Annotated in this window: 11 protein-coding genes; 9 read left to right on the top strand and 2 right to left on the bottom strand. The window is 68.1% G+C overall.

The genetic code is table 11. The annotated features are described in order from the left end of the window. Nucleotides 1-8: 8 nt before the first annotated feature. The 8 genes from LMQ14_RS25615 (at nt 9) to eccE (ending at nt 7,246) form a co-directional block, all read left to right on the top strand. Nucleotides 9-308, top strand: coding sequence for a PE family protein (locus LMQ14_RS25615; RefSeq protein WP_267732402.1), 300 nt, complete (start codon nt 9-11; stop codon nt 306-308). A gap of 2 nt (nt 309-310) precedes the next feature. Next, entirely contained in the window at nt 311-1,789 is a 1,479-nt protein-coding gene (locus LMQ14_RS25610) for a PPE family protein (RefSeq protein WP_267732401.1), read from the top strand. A gap of 51 nt (nt 1,790-1,840) precedes the next feature. Then, on the top strand, nt 1,841-2,134 hold the full coding sequence (gene esxG, locus LMQ14_RS25605) for a type VII secretion system protein EsxG (protein WP_267732400.1): 294 nt from the start codon (nt 1,841-1,843) through the stop codon (nt 2,132-2,134). Between the two features lie 32 nt (nt 2,135-2,166). Next, nucleotides 2,167-2,457: a WXG100 family type VII secretion target gene (locus tag LMQ14_RS25600; protein ID WP_025736523.1), complete on the top strand. Its 291-nt coding sequence runs from the start codon at nt 2,167-2,169 to the stop codon at nt 2,455-2,457. 10 nt (nt 2,458-2,467) lie between these two features. Beyond that, nucleotides 2,468-3,346, top strand: coding sequence for an ESX secretion-associated protein EspG (locus LMQ14_RS25595; protein ID WP_267732399.1), 879 nt, complete (start codon nt 2,468-2,470; stop codon nt 3,344-3,346). Between the two features lie 83 nt (nt 3,347-3,429). Continuing rightward, nucleotides 3,430-4,830: a type VII secretion integral membrane protein EccD gene (gene eccD, locus LMQ14_RS25590; RefSeq protein ID WP_267732398.1), complete on the top strand. Its 1,401-nt coding sequence runs from the start codon at nt 3,430-3,432 to the stop codon at nt 4,828-4,830. Then, nucleotides 4,827-6,239, top strand: a complete 1,413-nt coding sequence (mycP, locus tag LMQ14_RS25585; RefSeq protein ID WP_267732397.1) for a type VII secretion-associated serine protease mycosin — start codon at nt 4,827-4,829, stop codon at nt 6,237-6,239. The genes eccD and mycP overlap by 4 nt, the downstream gene beginning before the upstream one ends. After that, entirely contained in the window at nt 6,236-7,246 is a 1,011-nt protein-coding gene (gene eccE, locus LMQ14_RS25580; protein WP_267732396.1) for a type VII secretion protein EccE, read from the top strand. Before mycP ends, eccE begins: the two co-directional genes overlap by 4 nt. Here the strand turns inward: eccE and LMQ14_RS25575 are convergent. After that, nucleotides 7,233-8,435 (bottom strand): alpha/beta hydrolase family protein, encoded by a 1,203-nt coding sequence (locus LMQ14_RS25575; RefSeq protein WP_267732395.1) that lies wholly within the window; start codon nt 8,433-8,435, stop codon nt 7,233-7,235. The genes eccE and LMQ14_RS25575 overlap by 14 nt on opposite strands. 153 nt (nt 8,436-8,588) lie before the next feature. On the opposite strand from LMQ14_RS25575, the gene LMQ14_RS25570 reads away from it, so the two are divergent. Beyond that, a complete protein-coding gene (locus LMQ14_RS25570) occupies nt 8,589-9,368 on the top strand; it encodes a trans-aconitate 2-methyltransferase (protein ID WP_267732394.1) in 780 nt (259 codons plus the stop codon). Nucleotides 9,369-9,375: 7 nt separating this feature from the next. On the opposite strand, the gene LMQ14_RS25565 is transcribed toward LMQ14_RS25570, so the two are convergent. Beyond that, nucleotides 9,376-10,743 carry a sulfatase gene (locus LMQ14_RS25565; protein WP_267735678.1) on the bottom strand — a complete coding sequence of 456 codons (1,368 nt, stop codon included), beginning with the start codon at nt 10,741-10,743 and terminating at the stop codon, nt 9,376-9,378. Nucleotides 10,744-10,898 lie beyond the last annotated feature (155 nt).

Raw genomic sequence — 10,898 nt, 5'->3', positions numbered from 1 at the left:
GAGTCGTTATGACGTTGCGAGTTGTTCCTGAAGGCCTGGCGGCGACGAGTGCGGCGGTGGAGGCGTTGACGGCGCGGTTGGCGAGTGCGCATGCGGCGGCCGCTCCGGCGATCACCGCAGTGGTGCCGCCCGCGGCGGATCCGGTGTCGCTGACGACCGCTGCCGGATTCAGCGCCCAGGGCCAGGTGCACTCCGTGGTGGCCGCCGAGGGCGTTGAGGAGCTGGGCCGCGCCGGTGTCGGTGTGGGCGAAGGCGGGGCAAGCTATCTCGTGGGTGACACCGCGGCGGCCGCTACCTACGGCGTCTGAGCATGACCGCGCCTATCTGGATGGCTGCTCCGCCGGAGGTGCATTCGGCGTTGCTGACCGCAGGTCCGGGTCCGGGGCCGCTGCTGGCGGCCGCCGGGGCGTGGACCGCGCTCAGCACCGAATACGCCGACGCGGCAGCCGAACTCAGTGGGCTACTGGGGGAAGTACAAGCGGGGGCGTGGGAAGGGCCGACCGCCGAACAGTATGCGGCCGCGCATCTGCCGTATCTGGCGTGGCTGATGCAGGCCAGCGCCAACAGCGCGGGTCTGGCCGCCCAGCACGAGGTCGCGGCGGCGGCTTACACCGGCGCCCTGGCGGCCATGCCGACCCTGGGGGAGTTGGCTGCCAACCACACCATCCACGGGGTGTTGGTGGGGACGAACTTCTTTGGGATCAACACGATTCCGATTGCTGTCAACGAGGCCGACTACGCGCGGATGTGGGTCCAGGCCGCCACCACGATGAGCACGTACCAGGTCGTCTCCGACGCGGCGCTGATGGCGACGCCGCAGACCGACCCGGCGCCCAACGTGCTGCGTCCCGGTGCCGAAACTAACAACTTCTCGACGTTGGCCGCTCCGAACGACCAGGACTCCGGCAACTGGCTCGAGAACTTGCTCAGGCAATTGCAGCAGTTCTTCCAGAACCTGTCCGACTTGATTCAGCAGTTCATGCAGAACTTGGGGCCGTTCCTGGTGGCCTATGGGCCGATATTGTTCTTCCTCGCCTACCAGGTCGTCACCAACCTGCTTGGCTGGCCCACCTGGGGCGCGATTTTGACCGCGCCCTTCCTGATTCCCTTGATCATCGGCATTGCCGCCTACTTCTACCTGAATCCCGGGGACCTACCGGACGACGTGCCCGCGGTGGTCCCACCGGTTCAACCGTCGCAAGCTTCCTCGATGCCCCCGGTGGCAGCCATGGCGCCGCCGGCCTCGGCGCCCGCCTCGGCGCCCGCGTCCTCGCCGGCCCCGGCTGCCAGTGCGGCCGCCGCGCCGGCGCCCGCACCGGTCGCCGGGAGTTTCGGCTACGCGGTGGCCATGGGCGCCGATCCGGAAACCGGCTTCGGCCCCACCCTCGGTGGCCGCGGCGGAATGAAGGCGCCGGCCGCAACCATCCCGGCGGCCGCCGCGGCGGTACCGGGCCGGGCGGCCGCGGCGCGGCGGCGCCGACGGGCCGCAATGCGTGATCACGGCGACGAATTCCTGGATATGAACGTCGACGTCGACCCCGACTGGGGCACGCCCAGTGAAGAGGAATTAGTGGCGGCCGCGATGGCTTCGGGAAGTGGAGCCGGACGGCTGGGGTTTGCGGGAACCGCGCGCAAAGACGCGGATCTGCAGGCGTCGGGATTGACCGAGCTGGCCGGTGATGAATACGGCAGCGGCCCGCGGATGCCGATGGTGCCGGGCACCTGGGACCAGAACGGCCCGGTTCCCGGCGAGCCCGATGAAGCGGGGGGAGGGGGCTCCAAAAGTTAGCAAGTCAGCCAAAAACCGAAATCGTAAGGGACAGAAGAGAAAGGAAACGTTATGAGTCTTCTGGATGCACACATTCCACAATTGGTGGCCTCGCAGTCGGCGTTCAGCGCCAAGGCGGCCCTGATGCGCAGCACGATCCAGGGTGCCGAGCAGGAAGCGATGTCCGCCCAGGCGTTCCACCAGGGTGAGTCCTCGGCCGCGTTCCAGGCCGCGCACGCCCGGTTTGTGGAAATGGCCGCACGGGTCAACACCCTGCTGGACATCGCCCAGGCCAACCTCGGTGACGCAGCGGGCACCTATGTGGCCGCCGACGCCGCAGCCGCGTCCGGCTACACCTCGTTCTGAGCTGACCACTAGTAACCGCGAAAGGACTTGAGATGTCGCAGATTATGTACAACTACCCGGCGATGCTGAGCCACGCTGCCGACATGTCGGGCTACGCCGGCACGATGCAGGGGCTCGGCGCTGACATCGCCACCGAGCAGGCCGCACTGCAGAACGCGTGGCAGGGTGACACCGGGATGACCTACCAGGTCTGGCAGGCCCAGTGGAACCAGGCCATGGAGGCGTTGGTGCGCTCCTACCAGGCGATGGCCAGCACGCACGAAAACAACACCCTGGCCATGTTTGCCCGCGACACGGCCGAAGCAGCCAAGTGGGGCGGCTAGTCCTCCCTCGATGAGTGTCGAGCCCAATGCCGTCGAGCTGACGGTCGAAAACGCGTGGTTCATTGCCGAAACCATTGGAGCGGGTAGCTTCCCGTGGGTTTTGGCGATCACGACGCCCTATCGCGACGCCGCGCAACGCAACGCGTTCTTCCGTGATCAGAAGGACGAGTTGACCCGGATGGGTCTGATGTCGCCGGACGGCGTCGTGAATCCGGCGGTCGCCGACTGGATCAAGTTGGTGTGTTTTCCCGACCAATGGCTTGATTTGCGCTACGTGGGCTCCGGCGCAGCCAGCGGTGCCGGCGAGTTGCTGCGCGGTGTGGTCGCGCGGCGCGCCGGCACCACCGGCAAGCCTTCGAAGACCATCGTCGCGCTGCGCAGCGCGCAGCTGGTCACCTTCACCGCCATGAATATCGACGATGCCCGCGCACTGGTTCCGGTGCTCGGTGTGGGATTGGGCCAGCGGCCGCCGGCGCAGTTCGCGGAGTTCAGCATGCCGGCGCGCGTCGGCGCCCGGGCCGACGAACGGCTGCGCTCCGGTGCGCCGCTGGTGGAAGTCCTTGACTACCTGGGCATTCCAAAATCAGCGCGCACGGTGGTGGAATCCGTATTCACCGGTCCGCGCACGTACGTGGAGATCGTTGCCGGCTGCCATCGCGACGGGCAGCATGCCACCACCGACGTCGGAATGAGCATCGTCGACACCACCGCGGGCCGGATCCTGGTCAGTCCGTCCCGCGCGTTCGACGGTGAATGGGTCTCGACGTTCAGTCCGGGAACCCCCTTCGCGATCGCCGTCGCGATCGAGCACTTGACCGCCTGCCTGCCCGACGGCCACTGGTTCCCCAATCAGCGGCTGTCCCGAGATTTGTCCACCCAATACGCGTAAATCACAACCAGATAGAGAGAGAGCATGATGTTCCAGGAACGGCCCCAGTCTAATTCGAGGGTCCGGTGACGTCCGGCGCCGTCATGCCAATCGTTCGCGTGGCTATCCTCGCGCACAGCAGGCTGACAGAAGTTGCCCTGCCCGCCGAGCTGCCGCTGCGCGAAGTCCTGCCCGCAGTACAGCGATTGGTGGTCCCGGCGGCACAGAACGGCGACGGCGGTGACCCCGACGGCGCGGTTTCCCTACTGAGCCTGGCCCCTATCGGGGGAGCGCCGTTCAGTCTGGACGCCAGCCTGGACACCGTCGGCGTCGTCGACGGGGATCTGCTTGCGCTGCAACCGGTTCCGTCCGGCCCGGCCGCGCCCGGCATCGTCGAGGACATCGCCGACGCCGCGATGATCTTCTCGACATCCCGGCGCAAGCCGTGGGGCATCGCGCAGATCCAGCGCGGGGCGCTGCTGGCGACGATCGTGGTGGCTTTCCTGGCGACGGGTCTGGGAGTGACCTACCGCGTGGCCACCGGCGGACTGGCCGGACTGGTCGCGGTCAGCGTGATCGCAGCGGTGGCCGCGATCACCGGTTTGTTCGTCACGCTTCGTTCGGAACGCACCGGGACGGCGCTGTCAATGTCGGCGCTGGTGCCGATCGGCGCCGCCCTCGCATTGGCGGTGCCCGGGAAGTTCGGGGCGGCACAGCTGGTGCTGGCCGCCGCCGGTGTGACCGCGTGGTCGCTGATTGTTCTGATGGTGCCGTCCAGCGAGCGTGAGCGCATCGCCGGTTTCTTCACCGCGTCCGCGGTGGTCGGGGCCGGGGTGTTGTTGGCCGCGGGTGCCGAATTGCTTTGGCAATTGCCGATATTGACCATCGGTGCCGGCCTTGTTGTGGTGGCGCTGCTGGTGACCATCGAGGCGGCGCAGCTTTCCGCGCTGTGGGCACGCTTCCCGTTGCCGGTCATTCCGGCGCCGGGTGACCCGAGTCCGTCGGCGCCCGCGCTTCGGGTGCTCGAGGACCTGCCGCGGCGGGTGCGCATCGGTGACGCCCACCAGAGCGGCTTCATCGCCGGTGCGGTGCTGCTCAGTGTCCTGGGATCGGTGGCGGTCGCGCTGCGGCCCGAGTCGCTGAGCGGATGGGGCTGGTACGTGCTGGCCGCCACCGCGGCGACCTCCGTGCTGCGTGCCCGCGTGTGGGATTCGGCCGCGTGCAAGGCCTGGCTGTTGGCTCAGCCGTTCCTGGTTGCCGGTGTCCTGCTGGTGTTCTACGCCTCGACCGGACGTTTCGTCGCCGCACTCATCGCGGCGGCGGTGCTCGTCGTGCTGGTGTTGGCGTGGGCAGTGGTGGCGCTGAACCCGGGGATCGCCTCGCCGGAAACCTATTCGCTGCCGCTGCGCCGCCTGCTGGGCTTCGTCGCGACTGGTCTGGACGCTTCACTGATTCCCGTCATCGCCTACCTGGTCGGCCTCTTCGCCTGGGTGCTCAATCGATGATTCGTGCCGGATTCGCCTGCCTCACAGCGGCGTTGGTCTTCTCGCAGGCCATTGTGCCGTGGGGCTGTCCGTCGGCATCGGCGATCAGCCAGCCGGTGGTCGACCCCGGGGTGCAACCGCCCAGCGGAACCGCGGGACCGGTGCAGCCGATGGAGCAGCGCGCGCCCTGCACCGCCTCCGGCGTCATCGGCGGCAGCGATCCCGCTGCCGTTACGCCCAGTCAGGCAATGCTGAATCTTCCTGCGGCATGGCAATTTTCCCGCGGCGAGGGCCAGCTGGTGGCGGTGCTCGACACCGGTGTGCGGCCGGGGGCCCGGTTGCCCAATGTCGATCCCGGCGGCGATTTCGTGGAGACGACGGACGGCCTGACCGACTGCGACGGGCACGGCACGCTGGTCGCCGGAATCGTCGCCGGCCAGCCGTCCGCCGAGGATGGCTTCTCAGGGGTCGCGCCCGCGGCCCGCGTGCTGGCGATCCGGACGGCGTCGGGCAAGTTCTCGCCGCGCTCACCGGGCGGCGACCCGATGGTGGCGCGGGTGTCCCTCGAGGTCGCGACGCTGGCCCGGGCGATCGTGCACGCGGCCGACCTCGGCGCCCGGGTGATCGACATCTCGGAGGTCACCTGCATGGCCGCCGATCGGCCCGTCGACCAGGCCGCGCTCGGCGCGGCGATTCGTTACGCGGCGGTGGACAAGGACGCGGTGATCGTGGCGGCGGCCGGTAACACCGGGGCCACCGGATCGCTCGGCGGCGGAATGTCCTGCGAGTCAAACCCGCTCACCGACCTCGGCCGCCCCGACGATGCGCGGAACTGGGCCGGCGTCACGTCGGTCTCCATCCCGTCGTACTGGCAGCCCTACGTGCTATCGGCGGCCTCCCTGGCCGCGGATGGCCAGCCGTCGAAATTCACCATGTCCGGGCCGTGGGTTGGTATCGCGGCCCCGGGCGAAAAGATCGTGTCGGTGAGCAATCGCGACGGCGGCGGCCTCGCCAACGGCCTGCCCGACGAACATCAGCAACTGGGCGCGCTCAGTGGGACCAGCTACGCGGCCGGCTACGTGTCGGGCGTCGCGGCCCTGGTCCGCAGCAAGTACCCCACCCTGTCCGCCACCGACGTGGTGCGCCGGATCACCGCGACCGCGCATAACGGCGCCAGGGCGCCGTCGAACGTCGTCGGCACCGGAAGTGTGGACCCACTGGCGGCCCTGACCTGGGAACTGCCCGCGAGCACGGGGCCGGCCGCAACGCCGGCGAAGCCGGTCGCCGTGCCCCCGGTACCGGCGCCGAAAGACAACACCCCGCGGACCGTCGCGTTCGCCGGGACTGCCGCGCTGGCGTTGATTGTCGCGGCGGTTGCCGCCGCGGCCGCGATCACCGCCGCGCGCCGACGGAAGGAGACCACCTCGTGAGCTCGATCTCGATCCCGGGGAGTGCCCGAATCACCCTGGCGGCGTTGGCGGTAGTGCCCGCGGCGCTGGCCTACCCCTGGCACTCGACTCGCGCCTACTGGCTACTCGGCATCGCCGTCGTAGCAGTGATCGTGTTGTTCGGCTGGTGGCGTGGACTGCATTTCACCACGATCCTGCGGCGCCGGCTGGCCATCATGAGCCGCGGTTCCAACCGAACCGACGAGCCCGACCCTCAATCCGTCGATGCCGCAAAGACAACCGCGCTGGTGCGGATCGGCCCGTCCAGTGCCGACGGCGCGGTGCTCCCGCTGGAGCTGATCGCGCGGTACCTGGATCGCTACGGCATCCGCGCCGACAAGGTCCGTATCACCAGCCGCGACAACGCATCCGACGCCTCACGCCGCGAGACGTGGGTTGGTATCACGGTGGCGGCCGCCGACAACCTGCCGGCACTGCAGGCGCGTTCGTCGCGCATCCCGCTGTACGAGACCGCCGAGGTCGCCGCGCGGCGGCTGGCCGACCACCTTCGCGAGATCGGTTGGGAAGCCCACACTGTCGCGCCGGAGGACGTGCCGCGCTGGGTGACGGCCAAGGCCCGGGAGAGCTGGCGTGCGGTGCAGCGCGGCACCTCGGATTTCGTTGCCGCATACCAGATCGTCGTCGACGCGGGCTTGCCCGCGACGCTGGAGGCGATCCGGTCGCATCCGGCCCGCGAGACGTGCACCGCGCTCGAGATCGTCGGCACGCGGTCGGGAGACCAGAATACGGTCGCGGCCGCGTGCGCCTTCCTCACCGATGCTCCGCCGGAGGGCGCCGCGCCGGTCGCCGGACTGATCCCGCAGCGCGGCAACCAAGCGCCGGCGCTGGCGGCGCTGGATCTGTTGTCCACGCAACGACTTGACGGCCACACCGACCCGCCCGCCGACTTGCTGGCCAGCCTCGACTGGCCGACGCCGGTCACGGGCGTCCACCGCGCGGCGCGAACCGAGGCGGCTAGTCCAGCATAAATCCGTGCAGGAAGCCGGTCATCCGGCGCAGATAGTCCAGCTGGCTCACGTGCAGCACGTGACTGCCCGGAAACCAGTGCAGCGCGCAGCGATCCCAGTGCTCCCAGAGCATGACGGCCTGCCCCGGCGGAGCCATCCGGTCGGCGAGGCCGGTGATGATCATCCGCCGGTCTTTGGGAAGCTGCGGCTGGTAGTTCAGCGGGCAGTGGTAGGCCAGCCCGGCGCTTAGTTCGTCGCGGTCGATGCTGGACAACCCAAGCCCCAGGCCGACCAGTTTGTTGGCGGGGAACCACTGGTCGAACATCGTCGCCGGTGTGACGACCGGGCAGTTGGGGATGACGGCCGCCAGCCGGTCGTCGACCGAGGCCACCAGTGCGGAGGTGTAGCCGCCCAGCGAAATGCCGGTCAGCGCAATGCGGTCGACGCCGGTATGACGCAAATAGTCAACGATGGAACGGAAGTCGTGCACGGCCTGGGCCATCGATTCGGCGAACCCGCTGAGCCCGCCGGCGAAATAGCCGAAACCGCTGAACGGCGACCACTTTTCGGCGCGCTGACCGTGAAACGGCAACGTGTACAGCAGGACGTCGTAGCCGGACCGGTAATACCACGGCATCGAGAAGAAGCGGCCGTTCGCCAGATACGACGAGCCCATGAAGCCGTGGATCACGCACAGCGTGGGACGCGGTCCGTCGTCGTGGCGCCAATGCTGGGCGCGCACGATGTTGTTGGACCCCCAGCTATTCCACCGCTCGCGCATCGCGGGGTTGACGGCCGTGAAGCTGCTGGGAAACGAGATGTTGTCGACGGTGCCGCGGGCGATCCATCTCGCGACCGGACCGGCGGGCCGCGACGATACCCGTGGCAGTTCGGAGGGAGCCGGAAACGACTTCGCCGGGTCGTGTTCGGCCGCCAGCTCGGCGTAGAAGTTCAGGTTGCTGCGTTCGCTACCGGATTTGGTGTGGCGCAACGAGGTGGCGACCACGACCGGCGCGGCCGTCGCGGCCAGCAGCGACGAGACCCAGGTGCGCAATGCGATATCGCCGAGAGCCGACGCCGCGACCACCCCGCGGTCGTGCACCGACAATGCCGAAAGCGGGGGCAATCCGTCGGCGCCGGGTGGCACATCGGCACCGGGAACGTCGGGAACTGGAATGGGCGGATCGATCGGATCTGTGTCGGTCGCCACGAATGCCGATGCTAGCCCGCCGAAGGGGTGGATCCTCGGCATTTGACGGGTTCCGGGCGGATTCCGGGGCCGCTCGGGCAGCGCGGGGGCATCATGCGGTAATACGTTTTGTCTATATGCCGAACAGCCGCGGTGTTGATCAGGAGGACCGATATGTGGGATCCAGACGTCTACCTGGCATTTGCAGACCATCGCAGCCGTCCGTTTTACGACTTGCTCTCGAGGGTGGGGGCCGAGCGGGCCCGCCGGGTGGTCGACCTGGGCTGCGGACCCGGCAACTTGACGAAGTACCTGGAGAAGCGCTGGCCCGGCTCGGCCATCGAGGCCCTGGACACCTCGCCGGAAATGGTGGCCGCCGCCCGGGAGCGCGGGATCGATGCCTCGGTCAGCGACTTGCGGGACTGGAAGCCAAAACCCGACACCGACGTGGTGGTCAGCAACGCCGCCCTGCATTGGGTTCCCGATCACTCCGACCTGCTCCTCCGGTGGGCCGGCGCACTGCCGGACCGATCGTGGATCGCGGTCCAGATTCCGGGTAATTTCGAAACTCCCTCGCATGCCGCGGTGCGGGCCGTGGCGCGCCGCGAACACTATGCAAAGACCCTGAAGGACATACCTTTCCGCGTCGGCGCGGTGGTCCAGCCGCCGGCACACTACGCCAACCTGTTGATGGATGCGGGATGCCGCGTCGATGCCTGGGAAACGACGTACCTGCACCAGCTGACCGGGGAACACCCAGTGCTGGAATGGATTACCGGCACCGCGCTGGTTCCGGTGCGTGAGCGACTCGACGAGGCGGGCTGGGCGCAGTTCCGCGAGGAACTCATCCCGCTGCTGGACGACGCTTACCCACCCCGGGCCGACGGTACGACGATCTTCCCGTTCCGGCGGGTGTTCATCGTCGCCGAGGTCGGTGGCGCCGCCGGCGGATAGCGACCGGCTACTCTTCGACGCCGCGGTCGGCGGCGATCGCCGACCGGCTTGTCGGGGTCGTGTGATGGACCTGTAGATACGTTTCGGTATAGCGCATCGCGATGCGGGTGCCGGCGAAGTCCGAGGGGATGACGTCGCCGGTGCGCTGGCGCCAATCATCAAGGCGGACAGCCAAATCAGCGGCGACCGCGTCCATGCCCGAATCGCCATCGATCAGCAGATTGGTGGTTTCGGTGGGATCGGTTCGCAGATCGTAGAGTTCCCGCTCCGGACGCGGCGATTTGACGTACGGCGCGACCGCCAAACCCGACGGGCTCTCTTCGATATCCATCGGCAGATCCAGCAGCGGGCGTGGCACGTAGTTCTCGATGTAGCTGTATTCCTTTGTGCGGATTGCCCGAATCGGATCGAACGAGTCGTGATACGTCTTCATCGTGTACACCTGATCACGCACCGGGTCGGCCGGCGTGTCCGGCGCGAGCAGGGCGTGCGCGTGCGAGACGCCCTCGATCTCGGCGGGCACGTCGAGGCCCAGCAGCTCCAGCAACGTCGGCACCAGGTCGACGCCGCTGAACAACTCGTCGTAGACCCGGGGCGTTGCGGCCCCTTTCGCCGGCGTGGGCGGGCGGATGAGCAGGGCGATGCCGGTTCCGGCGTCGTACAACGTGGATTTGGCGCGCGGGAAGGCCGGGCCGTGATCGGTGAAGAACACCACCCAGGTGCTGGCATCCAGACCCGTCTCGGCCAGTGTGTCCAGCATCCGGCCGACCGCGGCGTCGGCGGTGCTGATCGCGCCGTAGAAGTCGGCGAGATCGCCGCGCACCTCCGGGGTGTCGGGCAGGTAGTCGGGCGGGTCGACGGCCGCGCTGTCGGCCGGCTCGTAGCGGTCCCGCGGGTAGGGACGGTGCGTCTCGAAGAAGCCCGCGGTCAGCAGGAACGGTTGTCCACCCCGCGCCGTAGCGTCGTTGCGCAGCCAATCCTGGACTTTGTCCACCACGTAGTCGCAGTAGGAGTTCGACACGTCGAATTCGTCGAAGCCCAGCCGTTTTGGGTAGGACGTCTCGTGCTGCATGCCGAAAAGTGCTGAATACCAACCCGATTCGGACAGGATCTGGGGGAGGGTCTGGACGCCGGCCCGGTATTCCCAGCCGTGGTGGGCCAGGCCGACCAGCCCGTTGCTTTGCGGATAGCGACCGGTGAACAACGACCCTCGCGACGGCGTGCACAGCGGCGCGGTGGCGTGGGCCCGGGTGAACAGGATGCTCTCGGCGGCGAGCCGGTCCAATCGCGGGCTGCTGACGTCCGAGTGACCGTAGGCGCCGAGATAGCGTCCGAGGTCGTGCCAGTGCACGATCAGTACGTTGTCGCCGGTCATCTCCGTCACCTTTTCACCTTGCCTTGCGACCGGCGACGATACCCGCAGCGACGTGCGATGAATCTGAGTGTGCCACCCAGTCAGACAACAGCAGATGGCCAGGTGGCCGAAACGATCTTCGTGAACATTAGTGTCCTGCCCTTCGCCGAACGTGC

It is taken from the genome of Mycobacterium sp. Aquia_213, from assembly GCF_026625985.1.
In the GTDB taxonomy this organism is placed as follows: Bacteria; Actinomycetota; Actinomycetes; order Mycobacteriales; family Mycobacteriaceae; genus Mycobacterium.
Note: the sequence above shows the minus strand (reverse complement) of the source record. Positions and strands in the feature narration are given on the sequence as shown.

Coding starts and splice junctions, on each gene's coding strand:
- LMQ14_RS25615 (WP_267732402.1), top strand. CDS start 9: ATGACGTTGCGAGTTGTTCCTGAAGGCCTGGCGGCGACGAGTGCGGCG.
- LMQ14_RS25610 (WP_267732401.1), top strand. CDS start 311: ATGACCGCGCCTATCTGGATGGCTGCTCCGCCGGAGGTGCATTCGGCG.
- esxG (WP_267732400.1), top strand. CDS start 1,841: ATGAGTCTTCTGGATGCACACATTCCACAATTGGTGGCCTCGCAGTCG.
- LMQ14_RS25600 (WP_025736523.1), top strand. CDS start 2,167: ATGTCGCAGATTATGTACAACTACCCGGCGATGCTGAGCCACGCTGCC.
- LMQ14_RS25595 (WP_267732399.1), top strand. CDS start 2,468: ATGAGTGTCGAGCCCAATGCCGTCGAGCTGACGGTCGAAAACGCGTGG.
- eccD (WP_267732398.1), top strand. CDS start 3,430: ATGCCAATCGTTCGCGTGGCTATCCTCGCGCACAGCAGGCTGACAGAA.
- mycP (WP_267732397.1), top strand. CDS start 4,827: ATGATTCGTGCCGGATTCGCCTGCCTCACAGCGGCGTTGGTCTTCTCG.
- LMQ14_RS25570 (WP_267732394.1), top strand. CDS start 8,589: ATGTGGGATCCAGACGTCTACCTGGCATTTGCAGACCATCGCAGCCGT.
- LMQ14_RS25565 (WP_267735678.1), bottom strand. CDS start 10,743: ATGACCGGCGACAACGTACTGATCGTGCACTGGCACGACCTCGGACGC.